Source organism: Pseudomonas sp. PAMC25584, from assembly GCF_058135675.1.
Genome location: NZ_CM176870.1, coordinates 4307192 through 4323503 on the forward strand (window position 1 = coordinate 4307192; position 16312 = coordinate 4323503).

The 16312-nt window shown below is 60.7% G+C and carries 18 protein-coding genes; 7 read left to right on the plus strand and 11 right to left on the minus strand.

Annotated features, from left to right (window positions below):
- Positions 1–126: 126 nt before the first annotated feature.
- Positions 127–942 carry an SDR family oxidoreductase gene (locus tag ACS5Q8_RS19965; protein ID WP_198717299.1) on the minus strand — a complete coding sequence of 272 codons (816 nt, stop codon included), beginning with the start codon at positions 940–942 and terminating at the stop codon, positions 127–129.
- Between the two features lie 330 nt (positions 943–1272).
- Here ACS5Q8_RS19965 and ACS5Q8_RS19970 point away from each other — a divergent pair, with 330 nt between their 5' ends.
- The gene (locus tag ACS5Q8_RS19970; RefSeq protein ID WP_198717298.1) at positions 1273–1425 is read left to right on the plus strand and encodes a DUF3309 family protein; all 153 of its coding nucleotides are present in this window, start codon (positions 1273–1275) and stop codon (positions 1423–1425) included.
- A 55-nt stretch (positions 1426–1480) separates the two neighbouring features.
- Here the strand turns inward: ACS5Q8_RS19970 and ACS5Q8_RS19975 are convergent, their stop codons facing one another.
- The 5 genes from ACS5Q8_RS19975 to ACS5Q8_RS19995 all read right to left on the minus strand — a co-directional run bounded on the left by ACS5Q8_RS19975 (position 1481) and on the right by ACS5Q8_RS19995 (position 7265).
- Positions 1481–3568: an LTA synthase family protein gene (locus tag ACS5Q8_RS19975; RefSeq protein WP_276194136.1), complete on the minus strand. Its 2088-nt coding sequence runs from the start codon at positions 3566–3568 to the stop codon at positions 1481–1483.
- Positions 3569–3980: 412 nt separating this feature from the next.
- Positions 3981–4172: a PLDc N-terminal domain-containing protein gene (locus ACS5Q8_RS19980; RefSeq protein WP_198717296.1), complete on the minus strand. Its 192-nt coding sequence runs from the start codon at positions 4170–4172 to the stop codon at positions 3981–3983.
- Between the two features lie 67 nt (positions 4173–4239).
- Complete coding sequence (locus ACS5Q8_RS19985; RefSeq protein WP_276194137.1) at positions 4240–4770, minus strand: hypothetical protein; 531 nt, start codon at positions 4768–4770, stop codon at positions 4240–4242.
- A gap of 41 nt (positions 4771–4811) precedes the next feature.
- The gene (locus ACS5Q8_RS19990; RefSeq protein ID WP_198717294.1) at positions 4812–5327 is read right to left on the minus strand and encodes an ankyrin repeat domain-containing protein; all 516 of its coding nucleotides are present in this window, start codon (positions 5325–5327) and stop codon (positions 4812–4814) included.
- A gap of 111 nt (positions 5328–5438) precedes the next feature.
- On the minus strand, positions 5439–7265 hold the full coding sequence (locus ACS5Q8_RS19995) for a long-chain-acyl-CoA synthetase (protein ID WP_465159361.1): 1827 nt from the start codon (positions 7263–7265) through the stop codon (positions 5439–5441).
- Positions 7266–7666: 401 nt separating this feature from the next.
- Here ACS5Q8_RS19995 and ACS5Q8_RS20000 point away from each other — a divergent pair, with 401 nt between their 5' ends.
- On the plus strand, positions 7667–7945 hold the full coding sequence (locus ACS5Q8_RS20000) for a DUF3509 domain-containing protein (RefSeq protein ID WP_048721059.1): 279 nt from the start codon (positions 7667–7669) through the stop codon (positions 7943–7945).
- 57 nt (positions 7946–8002) lie between these two features.
- On the opposite strand, the gene ACS5Q8_RS20005 is transcribed toward ACS5Q8_RS20000, so the two are convergent.
- From ACS5Q8_RS20005 to aroC, 4 genes are all read right to left on the minus strand, one after another.
- Entirely contained in the window at positions 8003–8269 is a 267-nt protein-coding gene (locus ACS5Q8_RS20005) for a response regulator transcription factor (protein ID WP_247404572.1), read from the minus strand.
- A 210-nt stretch (positions 8270–8479) separates the two neighbouring features.
- Entirely contained in the window at positions 8480–9010 is a 531-nt protein-coding gene (locus ACS5Q8_RS20010) for an acireductone dioxygenase (protein ID WP_276194139.1), read from the minus strand.
- Complete coding sequence (locus ACS5Q8_RS20015; RefSeq protein ID WP_465159362.1) at positions 9007–10170, minus strand: MFS transporter; 1164 nt, start codon at positions 10168–10170, stop codon at positions 9007–9009. The genes ACS5Q8_RS20010 and ACS5Q8_RS20015 overlap by 4 nt, the downstream gene beginning before the upstream one ends.
- 52 nt (positions 10171–10222) lie before the next feature.
- Positions 10223–11314, minus strand: coding sequence for a chorismate synthase (aroC, locus tag ACS5Q8_RS20020; RefSeq protein ID WP_276194141.1), 1092 nt, complete (start codon positions 11312–11314; stop codon positions 10223–10225).
- A 142-nt stretch (positions 11315–11456) separates the two neighbouring features.
- Between aroC and ACS5Q8_RS20025 the strand changes: the two genes are divergently transcribed.
- Together ACS5Q8_RS20025 and ACS5Q8_RS20030 are read left to right on the plus strand one after the other, a co-directional pair.
- On the plus strand, positions 11457–12419 hold the full coding sequence (locus tag ACS5Q8_RS20025; protein ID WP_443697469.1) for an alpha/beta hydrolase: 963 nt from the start codon (positions 11457–11459) through the stop codon (positions 12417–12419).
- 99 nt (positions 12420–12518) lie between these two features.
- A complete protein-coding gene (locus ACS5Q8_RS20030) occupies positions 12519–13325 on the plus strand; it encodes a hypothetical protein (protein ID WP_426102625.1) in 807 nt (268 codons plus the stop codon).
- A 106-nt stretch (positions 13326–13431) separates the two neighbouring features.
- Here the strand turns inward: ACS5Q8_RS20030 and prmB are convergent, their stop codons facing one another.
- Positions 13432–14340 (minus strand): 50S ribosomal protein L3 N(5)-glutamine methyltransferase, encoded by a 909-nt coding sequence (prmB, locus tag ACS5Q8_RS20035; RefSeq protein ID WP_465159363.1) that lies wholly within the window; start codon positions 14338–14340, stop codon positions 13432–13434.
- Positions 14341–14580: 240 nt separating this feature from the next.
- Between prmB and ACS5Q8_RS20040 the strand changes: the two genes are divergently transcribed.
- The 3 genes from ACS5Q8_RS20040 to ACS5Q8_RS20050 all read left to right on the plus strand — a co-directional run bounded on the left by ACS5Q8_RS20040 (position 14581) and on the right by ACS5Q8_RS20050 (position 16265).
- Positions 14581–15171 (plus strand): cysteine hydrolase family protein, encoded by a 591-nt coding sequence (locus tag ACS5Q8_RS20040; protein ID WP_198717286.1) that lies wholly within the window; start codon positions 14581–14583, stop codon positions 15169–15171.
- A 140-nt stretch (positions 15172–15311) separates the two neighbouring features.
- Complete coding sequence (locus ACS5Q8_RS20045; RefSeq protein WP_276194145.1) at positions 15312–15632, plus strand: hypothetical protein; 321 nt, start codon at positions 15312–15314, stop codon at positions 15630–15632.
- Positions 15633–15707: 75 nt separating this feature from the next.
- Positions 15708–16265, plus strand: a complete 558-nt coding sequence (locus ACS5Q8_RS20050; protein ID WP_198717284.1) for a Smr/MutS family protein — start codon at positions 15708–15710, stop codon at positions 16263–16265.
- The last annotated feature ends 47 nt before the right edge of the window (positions 16266–16312 follow it).

Consider the following 16312-nt stretch of genomic DNA (forward strand, 5'->3'; position numbering starts at 1 on the left):
CGACCTTGCGCGCCTGGGTGATGCTCAGCAATGACTTGCGGTCGAATCAGGCATCACCTACAGCAGTAGGTAATTTGCCTGACAGACCACATGATTTTTTTGCGCTGAGCCCAGTCAAGAAACCGATCAGCCCTTAATCGCCTGGGCTTTGGCGCGCATCTTGTCGGCCATCACGGTCATCTCGTCATACAGCAACTGCGGGTTCTTCTGCTTCAACGCCCAGGCCATCCGCCCTTGCTCGTGGGGCAGGATCATGAACTCACCCTCGGCCACCCGCTGATAAATGTAATCCGCGATATCGGCCGCCGAAATCGGCGAGCTTTCCAGCAACTTGCCCACCTGCGCCTTCATCGCCGGGGTCGGCCCACGGAATGAGTCCAACAAGTTGGTCTGGAAGAACGACGGGCACACCACGTGAACCCCGACTTCCTGCTGCTTGAGCTCCACCAGCAAACTCTCCGACAACGCCACCACACCCGCCTTGGCCACGTTGTAGTTGCTCATGGCCGGCCCTTGCATCAGCGCCGCCATTGAGGCGATGTTGATGATGCGGCCTTTGCTCTTTTCCAGCAGCGGCAGGAACGCCTTGCAGCCCTTGACCACGCCCATCAGGTTGATTGCGATCTGCCAGTCCCAGTCTTCCAGGGACAGTTCGGCGAAGAACCCGCCAGAGGCCACGCCAGCATTGTTGACGATCACATCGATCCCGCCCAGCTTGACCTCGCAGGCCTGGGCAAAGGCGGTGAGCTGGCTGTAGTCGCGCACATCGCAACGCTGGATAAACCCATCGCCGCCCGCCTCGCGCACTCGCTTGAGGGTCTCTTGCAAGCCTGGCTCGCTGACATCCGACAAGGCCAACTGCCAACCCTCGCGGGCCCAACGCAGCGCGATTTCGCGACCCAGTCCGGACCCGGCGCCGGTGATCATCATGCGATTTTGCATAGGAAAATAGCCTTGTGGTTCACGGAAGAAGTGATCGGCAGTGTAGCGAAGGTTTTTCCTACACCCACGCACCATCCAATTGATGAATGCCCTGAGCAAACCGCGGGACGGGTCGGATACTGCGCTACGCCCTAAGTTCAATATTTTTAAACTAAGCGCAGGCGCTCAATGACGCGTTAAAAGAAATAAGCGACTTTCCAAAATGCTTTAAAAAATAGGGAATTTTCTGTCAAGCGGCACAGTCGGAGTTGTTAAGGCGTCCGCAATTAAACCGGCGGGCCTAATGTTAAACAACCAGTCCTTGCACAAGGCCTATAAGGAAATACAACTATGAGCCTCATTTTAATCATCATCCTAATTCTCCTGCTGGTCGGCGGTTTGCCGGTGTTCCCGCACTCCCGTAGCTGGGGTTATGGGCCGTCGGGTATTCTCGGCGCCGTCCTGGTGGTGCTGCTGATTCTGTTGTTACTCGGCAAGATATAAACGCCGGGCAAAAAAAAGAGGCCTTCATGAAGGCCTCTTTTTTATTGCCGGGCTATTAGTCCGGCTTACCGTCGACAACACCGGCGGTGTTATCCAGCAAACTTTTGGTCGCGGTCTGCAGGAACGATTCGAGCTTCTGTTTCAGCCCAGCCTCGTCCGGCGATTCAGCAATCACTTTACCGGTCGGCTCGGCGCCCAGTTCGTATTGCCACAATTTCGCTGGCATTTCCTTAGGCAATACCAGCACGCGGTCGCCGGTGACCAACGCCACGGTCTGATCGCTGCCCGAAGGTTTGATCACGCCGAAGCCCTTGTCGCCTTCCGGCAGGTTGAGCAGGTCACGGCCCCAGCACTGGTGCAGGGTGTCGCCACCGAGACGGCCCATGATGGTCGGTACGATGTCGATCTGGGTACCCACGGTGTGGTCACGCTCGCCGAACTTCTCTTGCATGCCCGGTGCAATCATCAGCATTGGCACGTTGAAGCGGCCCAGGTCCATCTCGGTGATCTGCTGCTCGTTACCGAAACCGTGGTCGCCCACGATCACAAACAGGGTTTCCTTGAAGTACGGCTCCTTGCGGGCTTTTTCAAAGAACTGGCCCAGGGCCCAGTCGGAATAGCGCATCGCCGTCAAATGCTCGTTGAGGGTGCCACGGTCGGTGACTTTCTCCACCGGCAACGGGGTCGGCAAGGCATACGGCGTGTGGTTGGACAGGGTTTGCAGCAAGGCGTAGAACGGTTTGCCGCCTTCACGCGCTTTCAGTTCTTCCAGGCCACGGTTGAACATGTCCTGGTCGGACACGCCCCACGTCGGATCGGAGAACACCGGGTCGACAAAGTCGTTGCGGCCGATGAAGTTGGTCATGCCCTGGTTGCTGAAGAAACCCGACTGGTTGTCCCAGGCGAAATCGCCGTTGTAGACATACACATCGTCAAACTTGCGCGCACTGAGCAGCTGCGGCAGGCCCGACAGCTTGTGGCTGCCTTCCGGGGTCTGCATCAGGTATTCGAAACCCGGCAGGTTCGGGAAGCACGCCATGGTGGCAAACATACCCTGGTGGGTGTGAGTGCCGTTGGAGAAGAAGCGGTCGAACAGCAGGCCTTCCTTGGACAGTTTGTCGAAGTACGGCGTGATATTGCCCGGACGCCCCAGGGCGCCCACCGAGTGACCGGCGAAGCTCTCCAATAGGATGACCACGACGTTTTTGATCGGCAGGGTTTTCTCGGCCGGTGGCGTGAAATCACGGCGCACGGCGGCGGTGTCGGTATCCACCAGCTTCTCTTGCGGCAGCACCAGCATGTCGCGCACGGTCTGGGTGGCCAGCGACTGTTCGAGGGTGGCCTTCCAGATGTTGGTGCGTTCTTCGGAGAAGCGCGACTTGGCTGCGGCGATCAGCGACAACGTGCCATTGAGGCCCAACTGGTTGGCGAAGTTCGAGTCGGTGGTGTAGACGTCACCCCAACGCAGCGGCGGGCCCTGGCGCAGGGTGCCACGGGCGGCGACCACGGCGACCAGCAGGCACACCACAAACACCGCGATCCGCGAATACCACGGCGCCACTTGGCGGGTGCCAATGCTGCCGCCGCTGAACGGGCCGCGTGGGCGCGTCGCGCGGTCGGCACCCTTGAAGGCCATGCTCAGGATCAGCGTGCCCACGGCCCAGGCCAGCAGGTAGCGCACCACCGGGAAACCGTACCAGAGCATGCTCATCACGGTTTTCGGGTCTTCCTTCACGTATTGGAAGACCAGGCCGTTGAGGCGCTGGTGGAATTCGCGGTAGAAGTCCATCTCCATCAGGCCCAGGAACAGCGCGATGCTGGAGGCCAGGGTCAGCCAGAAACGGAAGAACCCCCGCGCGGCCATGGCCCTCACGCTGAACAATGCCAGCAGCAAGGGGATCACCAAGTACACCACCAGGCGAATGTCCAGGCGCAGGCCGTTGGCGAACGCTTCCAGGAAGGTCGAGGCCGGTGTGTCGAGGATCATCTCGCGGTTGTACGCCAGCAGCGCCAGGCGCAGCAGGGAGAACATCACCATCATGACCAGCGCGCAAAGCAGCGTGTATGCCAGATGGGATTTGACGGTCGGTTGCAGCAGGCGATTAGAAGCTCGCTGCTGATTCAGGGCGTCCGGGTTTGCCATGTCGTTTCAGGACCCATTGGAAGTTTAAGTTGCGAAAGAGTGCAGTGGCGTCCGACCCTCGCCCAGGCTGGCTGGGGTAGGCGGTAAACGCGGTGGCGCAAATGGTGCCCGATCACTGCCGGCAACGCTATTAATTACTGAACGCGTGCCGCAATCCCGCCGCTGACGGCGCGTGAGATAGAGCCGTCGCCGGGAGATAAAGCCGGCGAATTGTCTTGGATGAGATGTGAAAATTTCGTACAGCGAATATTTCGACACACAATATTAAGGTATTCGCTGAAACCATTGTGGGAGAGGGCTTGCCCCCGATAGCGGTGGTTCAGCCACTGTTGTAAGGACTGATACACCGCTATCGGGGGCAAGCCCCCTCCCACATTTTCCGTGCCCGCTTCAGCTTGAGTGAAGCTGGCGCTCAGAAGCGCATGTTGCCCCGTGGCCCGGCGATCGCCCAGATGATCAGGCCCAGTACCGGCAGCAGCAGGATCAACAGAATCCACAGCACCTTGGCACCGGTGCTTGCGCCACTTTTGAACACATTGATGATCGCCCAGATATCCAGCGCGAGGATGATCAACCCGACCAGACCGTTGAAAGTGGAACCCATGGTGTCGCTCCTAAGTGAGGGCATGCCCTTGTAGGATAGCCAGCCCTGGCTGCGGTTCCGTTTTATTTCAGACGTGGACCGCGACCCGCAGCGCTTCCAGGGACGGCTCGCCCTTGATGCCAACTTCGGCGCACAGTTCCAGCACGCGCGGCAGGTCGTTGCCGTACACCAGCACGGCCTGGATCTCGTCATCCAGTGGCTGGCTGAGGTTCAGCAACACATAACCACCGTCTTCCGGGCTGAGCGCACTCATCTGGATCTGGATGCGATTGAGCGCGGTAAGGGCTTCGGTCTTGGCCAGTTGCTTGGGCTTGAGGTTAAACGCCACGCCGGGACCAAACGATGCAACGATCTGCGCAAACAGGTCGCCATAGGTGTCGGCCTGGAACAGCACGGTGTCCGGCAGGCTGCCGACCACTACCCACTCGCCCAAAGGAATCGAGAACGTATCGTCGTAGTTGATGTCCGGGTTTGCCGCCAGAAACGCCACAGGGTCGGCGTAGGCCTGCGCCGCTTCCTCGGCGATGCGCGCCACCTCGTCGTCGCCCATGACGCCGGCGCTGATTTTACGGATGAGTTCGACGAGGGCGTTTTTCATGAAAGGGTCCTGTGGCGGGCTGGTTTTTGAGGGCGCGTAGCCTACACCAGTTTCTGCAACTGCGCCGCCGTATCCACCGCGCCCATGGTCTGTGCCGCTGCCAATGCGGTGGCGCCCTGGGCGTCGATAGCCTTGGGGTTGGCGCCCTGGCTGAGCAGGTAGTCGAGCATTTCGACGCGGTTGAACATCGCCGCCATCATCAACGCCGTGCGCCCGTCCGAGGATGACGCGTCAACCGGCGCGCCGCCTTCTATCAGCGCCTTGACCACGGGCAAATGGCCCTTGAACGCCGCACCGGCCATCGGCAGTTGATGCTTGTCATTGGCGATCTGCGGATCAGCCTTGAATTCCAGCAGCACTTTTACCGCGTCGGCGTGGCCGTGATAAGCGGCCAGCATCAGCAAGGTGTCACCATTGTGGTTACGCAGGTTGGCTGGCAAGCCCTTGGCCAGCAGCGCGGCCATCAGGGCGGCATCGCCTCTGCGCGCGACGTCGAAGACCTGTTCGGCAAATTCGGCGGCTTCGTCGTCAGTCATTTGTTTGGCGTGGTCCGACATGTGGGGGCTCCTTGTCTGGTAAGGCTTGGGGTACTGAAGAGTAGGCGCCCAGTGTCGCGAGGGAGTTCCCCACTGTCATGGTTTTTTTGTCGAAAGCGGCCATAGGCAGAATCAATAGCGGAACTGACCGCCCTGGATCTGCGCGAGCAACTGGACGGTGACGGGCACGTAACTGTCCGAACCGGGCAACCAGGCGTACACCGGGTCGGTGCCCGCCTTGTCCGGGTCGAACGCCTCCTCCTTGAGCCGCACTTTCTGGTACTTGAACGTGCCCGTCGTCTCCATCTTCATCTTGATCCGCAGGAACAGCGGCACCGCATAGTGCGGCAACTGGCCATGGGCGAATTGCAACAACTCGCGCATATCCAGGGCGGCCAGGGATTCGCTGGGGGTGATGGCGACCATGCCGGCGCGGCCATTGGTGTTTTCGATCTCGACACCGTAGGCCACCACTTCGGCGATCTGCGGGTGTTGCAGCAGGATGTTCTCAACCTCGGTGGTGGAGACGTTTTCACCTTTCCAGCGATAGGTATCCCCCAGGCGATCGACAAATTGCGCATGGCCAAAACCGATGCTGCGCAGCAGATCGCCGGTATTGAAGTAACGGTCGCCCTTTTCGAACACGTCGGTCAGCACCACCTTGCGGTTCTTTTCCGGGTCGGTGTAGCCGTCGAACGGCGCCTTTTCATCGATCTTGGCCAGCAACAGGCCCTGCCCGCCCGTGGGCACCTTGCGCATGAAGCCATCGGCGCAACGCATTGGCTCACCGCTGTCGTGGGCGTAGTCCACCAGCGCCCAGTGCTGCAGGCAGAAGCCGATGGTGTTGTCGAAATTCAACACATTGGTGAAGCCGATATTGCCGTCACTCGCGGCATACAGCTCACAGATATGCTCGACGCCAAAGCGTTGCTTGAACTGCGCCCACACGCCGGGCCGCAGGCCATTGCCGACCATCTTGGTCACGCGGTTGTCACGATCCTGGACGTTGGCGGGTTGGTCGAGCAGGTAACGGCACAGCTCACCGACATAACCCAGGGTGGTGGCGTTGAACTTGCGCACATCGTCCCAGAACTGGCTGGCGCTGAATTTGCGGCGAATCGCAAACCCCGACGCGCCGACAATCGCCGAGCCCCAGCACACGCAAAGGCCAGTGGCGTGATACAGCGGCAAGGTGCAATACAGGACGTCGGCGGGGCCCATGTCGAGGGCGATGCTGCCGAAGCTGACGGCGGTTTTGGTCCAGCGGCCATGTTTCATGATGCCGGCCTTGGGCAAGCCGGTGGTGCCGGAGGTGTAGATATAGAAGCACGGGTCGTTGAAAAAGATCTGCCGGGAGCTGGCCAGGTTGTCCACCGCGCACTCGGCGCTGGCGGCCATCAGGTCGACATAGCCAGCAGGCACGGCGCTGCTGTGTTGATCCGCGACAAACCAGGTGCGGTCCGTCTCGATCGCCACTTGCTCGCGCACCGCCGTGTAGGCCGCCACCAATTCCGCCCCCACCACAATCGCCACCGGGTTGACCAGATTCAGGCTGTGAACCAGCGCCGCCTGGGTTTGCGCGGTATTGAGCATGGCGCAGATGCCGCCCAGCTTGGCCACGGCCAGCACGTTGAGCAGCAATTCTGGGCGATTTTCAATAAACAACGCCACTACATCGCCCTTGCGGATGCCCTGGCTGTGCAAGTGGTGGGCGATGCGGTTCGCACGCTGATTGGCGTCGCGGTAACTAAGCACGCTGTCGCCATACAACAACGCAGCACCGTCAGGGTTGCGCAAGGCTGCTTGCTCGAAATGCCAGCCCAGGCCACAAGGCTGCGCGGGGTCGGTGACATTGGCGGCACGCATGCCGCGGACCACCCGAGGCAAGGCCCGGACGATGGCGGGCACCTTACGCAGCAGCATGCTCCAGGTAATCATGTCGTTTTGCGGAGGGTTCATGGAGGAACGTCCTTTTTCTTATTCTTCGTGGAGGCCAGAAGCTCCGGCACTTTTGTAGGCAGCGAGCCACATGCTCACGGGAAAATACGCCAGCCGTTCTTAGGCTGTACACGCGGGATTTGAAATGTTTTGTATCCCAGGCCGGCAACAGGCAACCGACAAACAGGGAATTTAGCGACACATCCACAGTCCTTATGAGTAACGATGCATCCGCCTGGCCGGATCGAATAGCGCAAAATGCAGGATGCATGATGGCCACTCATGCAAATTGCACGAAATCAAAAATCCATATTTTTCACAACTCATTGATTTTAAAAGACTTATTACAAAGTTGTAAGATGGCACAATCACTGCACCTATCACTCCATGCTTGCCAACTTGAGCCAACGGAGCTGATAGACATGAGCCTGATCCAAGATAAATTCGCCTCAGTATTCTCCCAATACGACGTCACCACTCAGCCACGCCCGGACGGCGGTATCCTGCTGACCCTGCGCAACAGCGAAGGTAAGCAGGTCAAGCGTTCGATCTCCTACCAGCAATTGCACACGGCCGATCAACTCACCTGGGTAATCAGCGCCATTCGCCGCGACCTGGCCGAACAAGCCAGCGACCTGCCGCAAATTTCGATGCTGCAAAGCCAGAACCGCTTTGCCCTGCCGACTTACCACTCGGCATAAGCCACACATAAAAAAGGGCCGCGACGCCATTCAGCGTCGCGGCCCTTTTTTATGAACTCAACACAGGCCCAGGCGGGCCGCTTCATTCATCGCTTGTACACGATTGTTGACGTGTAACTTGCCGTAGATGTTACGTAGGTGGAATTTCACCGCGGCTTGGGACGTTTCACGAATCCGGCTGATTTCCCAGATCGTCTTGCCTTCGGAGGCCCAGCGCAAGATCTCCAATTCGGTCGGGGTCAGGGGCTTGCCGGACAGGGCCAAGCGTTTTCTGACATCGGTGGGCACGCTCAACGGCGCGCCTGACGCTTCTGGATCACTCATCGCTTTCTCTCCTTCTTATTGGCTGATGCTTATCGCCTTTCGGATTCCTCCTATTGACAGGCGATATAAACATTGAGACCGGGGAGAGTTACATAATGCAGAGCGTTAGAGCGTAAGGCCGGTGATAAACAGCCAGGCCTTACAGATAAATAAGCCACTTCCCACAACAAATTCCAACTTGCCGGGGTTGAACATTCAAGTCGATTAAGACTAGTCATCCATCCCCGGAAAACCGGCAGCGATATCGTCCCCGCTGAACTCAGGCACCCCGCCGCTTGCCGTATGGGACAGGCGCAACATCACAAAATGTGGGTTCTCGCCCATATCGAACCAATGAGGCATGCCGGCCGGGATCACCAGCAGGTCATTTTTCTCACAGCGCACGCCGTACACATAGTCGCCAATGTGCAAGGCAAACAGGCCTTGGCCGGCGATGAAAAAGCGCACGTCATCTTCGCTGCAACGGCGCTCGGCGAGGAACTGATCGCGCAATGCCGCCTTCTGCGCAGGATCGCCGGGGACACGCAGCACGTCGACGCAGGCATAGCCGAGGGCGTCGATCTGCGGCCGGTACGCCGCGATCATGGCGGCGTCGTTCGCGCCTTTTTCAATAATGCCGGGCTGCCAGCGCTCGAATCGCACGCCATGCTCGGCCAGGGTCGACACGACATCCTCGAAGTGGGTCAGGACTTTGTTCGGGGTGTCCGGTGTGGCGACGTGGTAAACAGCTACATAACTCATAGGACAGTTCCTTGGTTCTGCTCGTGCAATCGAAAGCCGATGATAAGGGCGGCGGCCAGGGCCGCAACGCTGGCGATACTGAAGGTCAGGGTCGGCCCCAACAGGTTCCAGCTGTAACCGGCATACAACGCACCCAGCGCGCCGCCGGTGCCGGCCAAGGCCGCGTATAACGCCTGGCCCTGGCCTTGCTGGCGGGCGCCGAAGCTGCGCTGCACAAAGGCAATCGCCGCCGCATGAAAGCTGCCGAAGGTGGCCGCGTGCATCACCTGCGCCAACAGCAGCACCCAGAAAAACTCAGCGAACGCGCCCAACAACAACCAGCGCAGCGCCGCCAACAGGAAACTCGCCATTAACACCCGGCGCAGCGAAAAGCGCGTGAGGATGCAGCTCATGCCCAGGAACATCAACACTTCCGCCACCACCCCAAGGGCCCACAGCATGCCGATCACGCCACGGCTGTAGCCCAAGTGTTCCAGGTGCAGGGTGAGAAAGGTGTAATACGGGCCATGGCTCATTTGCATCAACGCCACGCAGGCATAAAACGCCAGGACGCCGGGGCTGCGCAACTGCTTGAGGAAGCCCTCGCCGGCCAGGCGCGGGCCATGGTTCGCGGGCTGCGCATTCGGCACCCACAGGCTGGCAGCGATGATCCCGGCCATGATCACCACGACCACTACCGGGTAAATATCCAGGCTCAGCCAGTCGAACAGGCGCCCCATGATCACCACCGTGAGGATGAACCCGATGGAGCCCCACAGGCGGATCTGGCTATAGCGCGAGGTCTGCTGGTGCAGGTGGGCCAGGGTGATCACTTCAAACTGCGGCAGCACCGCATGCCAGAAAAACGCATGCAGGGCCATGACCAGGGCCAGCCAGGCGTAGGTCTTACTGACGAAAATCAGCGCAAAACTCACCAGGGTACATACCGCACCAACGCGCACGATGGCCAGGCGTCGGCCGGTGTAGTCGCCCAGCCAGCCCCACAGATTGGGGGCCACGCAGCGCATCAGCATGGGGATGGCCACCAGCTCGCCGATACGCGCGCTGGAGAACCCCAGGTGATCGAAGTACAGCGCCAGGAATGGCGCCGTCGCCCCCAGCAGGGCGAAGTAGAAGAGGTAGAAGCTGGAGAGTCGCCAGTACGGGAGGGCTGGCGTCATGCAAGGGGCCGCTTCGCGGCCCCACGCGAGCAAACTCGCTCGCCATACACCGTCACAGCTGGCCCAGCACCGGGGTACTCACGCGCACATCGGCGTTTTGCCCACGGTTGCGCAGCAGGTGATCCATCAACACGATGGCCATCATCGCTTCGGCGATCGGCGTGGCACGGATGCCGACGCACGGATCGTGGCGGCCCTTGGTGATCACGTCCACCGGGTTGCCATATACATCGATCGAACGGCCCGGAGTGGTGATGCTCGACGTGGCCTTGAGCGCCAGGTGCGCAACGATCGGCTGACCGGAGGAAATACCGCCGAGGATGCCGCCCGCATTGTTGCTGAGGAAGCCCTGCGGGGTCAGTTCATCGCGATGCTCGGTGCCGCGCTGGGACACGCAGGCGAACCCGGCGCCGATTTCAACGCCTTTGACGGCGTTGATGCTCATCAGCGCGTGGGCCAGTTCAGCGTCCAGGCGGTCGAAGATCGGCTCGCCGAGGCCCGGTTTCACGCCCTCGGCGACCACGGTGATTTTCGCCCCGACGGAATCCTGGTCGCGGCGCAACTGGTCCATATAGGCTTCCAGCTCAGGCACTTTGTCCGGGTCCGGGCAGAAAAAGGCGTTGTCGTCGACGCTGTCCCAGGTCTTGAACGGGATTTCGATCGGGCCCAGCTGGCTCATGTAGCCACGGATAACGATGCCCTGGGTCGCCAGGTATTTCTTGGCGATGGCACCGGCGGCCACGCGCATCGCGGTTTCGCGGGCCGAGCTACGGCCGCCGCCACGGTAGTCGCGTTCGCCGTATTTGTGGTGGTAGGTGTAGTCCGCGTGGGCCGGGCGGAACAGGTCCTTGATCGCCGAGTAGTCCTTGGACTTCTGGTCGGTGTTGCGGATCAGCAGGCCGATGGCACAGCCGGTGGTGCGACCTTCGAACACGCCGGAGAGGATCTCGACTTCATCGGGTTCCTGGCGCTGCGTGGTGTGGCGGCTGGTGCCGGGCTTGCGGCGGTCGAGGTCACGCTGCAGGTCTTCCAGGGACAGCTCGAGGCCGGGCGGGCAGCCGTCGACAATGGCGACCAACGCCGGGCCATGGCTTTCGCCCGCGGTGGTGACAGTGAACAGCTTGCCGAAGGTATTGCCGGACATGCAGGGCGCTCCGTGAAATCAGTTGTAATCACTCAGCAGTGATAACCAAGCTCGCCAGTATACGCGGGCCAACCGACTAGTTCATCCTCGAAACCTTACCGGTAGACGTTGGTCGAACCGGCACCTCCTGAATGATGGCGCGATGATGTTTCGAGTTTTGCTGTTTACCCTCTCCCTGTTCACTGCCGTAGCCCATGCGGCGTCCCCCGTGGTGTTGCAACGGCCCATCAGCCTCGACACCGGCAACGGCGAGCTGTTCGGCTCGCTGCTGCTGCCGCAGTCCGACAAACCGGTGCCGGTGGTGCTGATCATTGCCGGCTCCGGCCCGACCGACCGCAACGGCAACAGTGCCGACGGCGCGCGCAACGACAGTCTCAAGCGCCTGGCCTGGGTGCTGGCTCGGCATAACATCGCCAGCGTGCGCTACGACAAACGCGGCGTGGCGGCCAGCCTGGCCGCCACCCCCGATGAACGCAACCTGACCCTCGACGCCTACGTGGCCGACGCCGTGGCCTGGGGCAAGCTGCTCAAAGCCGACAAGCGCATGGGCCCGCTGATCGTGCTGGGCCATAGCGAAGGCGCGCTGGTGGCTGCGCTGGCGGCACCGCAACTCGACCCGGCCGGGGTGATTTCCCTGTCCGGCAGCGCCCGTCCGGTCGATCAGGTGATCCGCCAGCAACTGGCCGGTCATCTCCCCCCGGCCCTGCAGTTGCGCAGCAATGAAATCCTCGACCACCTCAAGGCAGGCCAAGTAGATGCCGATGTGCCTGACCCACTGCTGGGCATTTTCCGACCCAGCGTGCAGCCGTATCTGATCAGCCTGTTTCGCGCCGATCCCTCGGCCGCCTTTGCCAAGTTGCGCATGCCGGCACTGATCATCCAGGGCACCAACGATTTCCAGGTGGGTGTGGGCGATGCCCGGCAATTGAAGAACGCCAAGCCCGATGCCGAACTGACGGTGATCCAAGGCATGAACCATGTGATGCGCATCGTGCCCAATGAGGTGAAGCAACAGTTGGAGTCGTACAACGACCCGCAATTACCCCTCGCCGCCGAGCTGGGAACCCGCCTGGTGCGCTTTATCGACGGACTTCAACCCCGTTAACCGACTAATTGCCTCCAGTACTGGGAAAAACGGCCGATAAGCCCAACGTCGACAGCAAAAAGCCTGTCGACTGGCTGGGCTTGGACAGGATCGCGCCGCATGACTAACACCGAAGCAACACCAGAACCTACCGCCGACACCCCGGCGGAAGACACCGAGGTCGTCGACGCGACGCCCCTGCCGTGGGCGGACGTGCAGGCCGAACATTTCAAAATGCTGCGTCTGGCGCCTCTGACCATCGACCGCGCCACAGGGGTACGGCCTTTGCGGTTTGTGCAATTTGGCTATGTCGAGCGCCATGACCACCATCACAGCCTGCTGCGTATGGTCATCCAGTTGCCGGGCCAACGGGTGCGCCGCGAGCAGAATCACCTGGACATCTGGGTCGATCACGATAAACACCGTGTGCATTTCGGCCCGGGCAATAGCCTCGAAATCGAACCGGCCAACCGTGGCATCGGCCGCTTCCTGGTCGCCCAAGGTGCCGCGTGGGCGAAGAAGAAGTGGTCGCACTACCGCGTCGACGGTGTGGACCTGTCCAACAAGGACGCCCTAAACGAAGCCACACGCCTGCGCCGCGATCATTTCTTGCGTATCCAGGGTTTTGATGTGGCCTACGCCGACGTGCAGCATCTGAAGGGCAACGTGCAGCCCGGCAAGGTCAGCGACGTGCTCGATAGCTGGAACACCGAGAAAGTGCAGTTCGTGGAAATCCTTGAAGCCGCGCAAATGCTGCAACAGGCCGAGCAGAACCTGATGGAGCAGGAAGTGAAGCTGCGCAAGGAAGAGGAAAAGGTCACCAAGTTCAAGCGTGAGGACAGCGGGCTGCGCTTCACCATCACCTGTCTGGTGGCGTTTACCGTGTTTCAGGCCGGGTTGTTGATCTGGATTGCCACCCACCGGTGATGTGGGAGGGGCTTGCTCCCGATAGCGGTGCATCAGTCAATGCATTCAGTGACTGACACGCCCTCATCGGGGGCAAGCCCCCTTCCACCGTTATCAGCGAGGTCGGTTAAACCCTGGCGGCAAATACCGCCTGATGGTTGCGGCACTGCTCCGCCGTGAGCATGAACACCCCGTGCCCACCGCGCTGGAACTCCAGCCAGGCGAAGTCCACTTCCGGGTACAGCGCCTCGACATGCACCTGGCTGTTGCCCACTTCGACGATCAACAAGCCCTTCTCGGTCAGGTGGTCCGCCGCTTCGGCCAGCATCCGCCGTACCAGGTTCAAGCCATCGTCGCCGCAGGCCAGGCCCAGTTCCGGTTCGTGCCGGTACTCGTCCGGCATGTCGGCAAAGTCTTCGGCGTCCACATACGGTGGGTTGGACACGATCAAATCGAAGCGCTGGCCTGGCAAACCATCAAAGCCATCGCCCTGCACGGTATACACACGCTCGTCGGCGCCATGGCGCTCAATGTTCTGGTTGGCCACTTCCAACGCTTCAAACGACACGTCCCCCAACACCACTTCGGCGTCCTGGAACTCGTAGGCACAGGCGATGCCGATGCAACCAGAGCCGGTACACAGGTCGAGAATGCGTGCCGGCGGCTGGTCCAGCCAGGGTTCGAAGCGGTTTTCGATCAGTTCGCTGATCGGTGAGCGCGGGATCAGCACGCGCTCGTCAACGATAAACGACATGCCGCAGAACCAGGCTTCGCCAATCAGGTAGGCTGTCGGCACCCGCTCATGGATGCGACGGTGGAGCAGCCGTTGCAGGTGGGCAACTTCCTCTTCTTCCAGGTTGCAATCGAGGTAGCCGTCGGCGATTTCCCAGGGCAGATGCAAGGCGCCGAGCACCAATTGCCGGGCGTCGTCCCAGGCATTGTCGGTACCATGCCCGAAAAACAGCTCTTCCCCATGGAAACGGCTGACAGCCCAACGGATATGGTCGCGCAAGGTGCGCAGGCGGGAAGTGATCACGGGGGCAGACTCCTGGAAAAAACGACTGGCGATTCTAACAGCCTTCGTCTGTAGCGACGATGTACGAAAAGCCTCAGCCGTATGTCGGATTTCATCCAATTTGCCATCATCGCGTCAAACAAGCGCACCTCTTGACATGGCTGCACGCCAGCAACGGCGTAGCTTACGATGGTAGCGATTCACAGAACCGCTCAGCCAGTGGACAATGGCGCAAAAGCCCCCCTCACAGGAGCCCCCAGAATGTCCGTTCCAAAGACGATGTTTCAAATCAGCGGTCGAGGTTACGCGGCGGCCAATCTCAGCCATGCGACCCTCGTGATCATCGATGCGCAGAAGGAATACCTCAGCGGTCCACTCGCCCTCACGGGCATGGACGCGGCGGTCGGCAATATCAAGCAACTGGTCGCCGCGGCGCGCAACGCCGGTCGCCCGATTGTGCATGTGCGCCACCTGGGCACCGTGGGCGGCCTGTTTGACCCGCAAGGCGAGCGCGGCGAGTTCATTCCCGGCCTGGAGCCTATGGGCGACGAAACCATCATCGGTAAACTGCTGCCCAGCGCGTTCCACGGCACCGGCCTGGAAAAACACCTGCAGGACCTCGGTCCTCTGGACCTGATCGTCTGCGGTTTCATGAGCCACTCCAGCGTCAGCACCACCGTGCGCGCCGCCAAGAACCTGGGCTTTCGTTGCACCCTGGTGGAAGACGCCTGCGCCACCCGCGACCTGCCGTACAAGGGCGGCGTCCTGAGTGCCGAGCACGTGCAACAAACCGAAATGGCCATCATGGCCGACAACTTCGCTACCCTCGCCTTGACCAAAGACCTGATCTGATTGCCCTGGGATGAGCGGCGCGGCCGATTCGAGGCCCCGCTCATCTGCAAATGCCTGTCATTTGCTGCAATTACCTCTGGCACCGGAACAACCTGTGTATCTTCCGGTCGAAGGGCCGATACCCTGGAGGAAAGGTCGGAATGAAGATATCCGATGGTTTTGATGCTCGTCGCTTGCGCCCCAAGGGCCGGAGCAACTGGCGTCTGCGCCTGGCAACCGGCATTGCCGCGCTGCTGGCGATAATAGGTGTGCTGCTGGCGGTCGCCGGCGGCGCTGGTTTGTCGGGACATTCCCCGGCGCTGGGCGAACTGAATACCAGCCCCGGCGGCTCGGCGATTCTGTTGGTGATCGGCCTGTTGGTGCTGTGGTTCGGCGTGTGGTTGTGGCGCCGTAGCCGGCGCCGGATGCACCAGCCATTGGAGCTGAACATCGCCTCGCACTTGATGAAAAAACACGACTGATGGCGTTTGGATAGCGTTTCCTACGCCCCGGCCGCCGCGATTTAGGTAAACTGCCCGCCCCTCGCGGAGGCTGACATGCAAGACGACGATTTTTCCCTGTTCAAAAACGAGCTGCGCGGCGTCAAGCCGATCAAGCACGACCGCGCCGAGACCGGCAAACCCAAGACTGATCGGGCGCAGATCGCCAAGCTGCGCCAGGCCGCGACCGTGCGCACCGATGCCACCACCGTGGACGGCCTGTCGGACCAGTTCGTCATCGACGTCGGCCCCGAAGACGAGTTGATGTGGGCCCGCGACGGCGTGCAGGAAAGCCAGATGCGCAAGCTCAAGGTTGGCCAGATTCCGTTCGAAGGCAGCCTCGACCTGCACGGTATGAATGTGGAAAAAGCCCGGGAAACCCTCTGGGCATTCCTCGCCGAAGCCACCAAGTTCGAAATCCGCTGCGTGCGCGTCACCCACGGCAAGGCCGTGCGCCTGGACGGCAAGCGGCCGATGATCAAGAGCCACGTCAACACCTGGCTGCGCCAGCATGCCCAGGTGCTCGGCTTTACCTCTTGCCAGGCCCGCCATGGTGGCGCGGGAGCGGTGTACGTGATGCTCAAGCGCACCATGATGGAAGGGCGCGACGAGTAATAAGTGCCATCGTCAGGCTTGCAGCGATGTGTCGGCCACCGTACCCT

Coding starts and splice junctions, on each gene's coding strand:
- ACS5Q8_RS19980 (WP_198717296.1), bottom strand. CDS start 4,172: ATGGGTTCCACTTTCAACGGTCTGGTCGGGTTGATCATCCTCGCGCTG.
- ACS5Q8_RS20030 (WP_426102625.1), top strand. CDS start 12,519: ATGACTAACACCGAAGCAACACCAGAACCTACCGCCGACACCCCGGCG.
- ACS5Q8_RS20005 (WP_247404572.1), bottom strand. CDS start 8,269: ATGAGTGATCCAGAAGCGTCAGGCGCGCCGTTGAGCGTGCCCACCGAT.
- ACS5Q8_RS19970 (WP_198717298.1), top strand. CDS start 1,273: ATGAGCCTCATTTTAATCATCATCCTAATTCTCCTGCTGGTCGGCGGT.
- ACS5Q8_RS20015 (WP_465159362.1), bottom strand. CDS start 10,170: ATGACGCCAGCCCTCCCGTACTGGCGACTCTCCAGCTTCTACCTCTTC.
- ACS5Q8_RS19995 (WP_465159361.1), bottom strand. CDS start 7,265: ATGAACCCTCCGCAAAACGACATGATTACCTGGAGCATGCTGCTGCGT.
- ACS5Q8_RS19985 (WP_276194137.1), bottom strand. CDS start 4,770: ATGAAAAACGCCCTCGTCGAACTCATCCGTAAAATCAGCGCCGGCGTC.
- ACS5Q8_RS19965 (WP_198717299.1), bottom strand. CDS start 942: ATGCAAAATCGCATGATGATCACCGGCGCCGGGTCCGGACTGGGTCGC.
- ACS5Q8_RS20000 (WP_048721059.1), top strand. CDS start 7,667: ATGAGCCTGATCCAAGATAAATTCGCCTCAGTATTCTCCCAATACGAC.
- ACS5Q8_RS20040 (WP_198717286.1), top strand. CDS start 14,581: ATGTCCGTTCCAAAGACGATGTTTCAAATCAGCGGTCGAGGTTACGCG.
- aroC (WP_276194141.1), bottom strand. CDS start 11,314: ATGTCCGGCAATACCTTCGGCAAGCTGTTCACTGTCACCACCGCGGGC.
- ACS5Q8_RS20050 (WP_198717284.1), top strand. CDS start 15,708: ATGCAAGACGACGATTTTTCCCTGTTCAAAAACGAGCTGCGCGGCGTC.
- ACS5Q8_RS20010 (WP_276194139.1), bottom strand. CDS start 9,010: ATGAGTTATGTAGCTGTTTACCACGTCGCCACACCGGACACCCCGAAC.
- ACS5Q8_RS19975 (WP_276194136.1), bottom strand. CDS start 3,568: ATGGCAAACCCGGACGCCCTGAATCAGCAGCGAGCTTCTAATCGCCTG.
- ACS5Q8_RS20045 (WP_276194145.1), top strand. CDS start 15,312: ATGAAGATATCCGATGGTTTTGATGCTCGTCGCTTGCGCCCCAAGGGC.
- ACS5Q8_RS20025 (WP_443697469.1), top strand. CDS start 11,457: ATGATGTTTCGAGTTTTGCTGTTTACCCTCTCCCTGTTCACTGCCGTA.
- ACS5Q8_RS19990 (WP_198717294.1), bottom strand. CDS start 5,327: ATGTCGGACCACGCCAAACAAATGACTGACGACGAAGCCGCCGAATTT.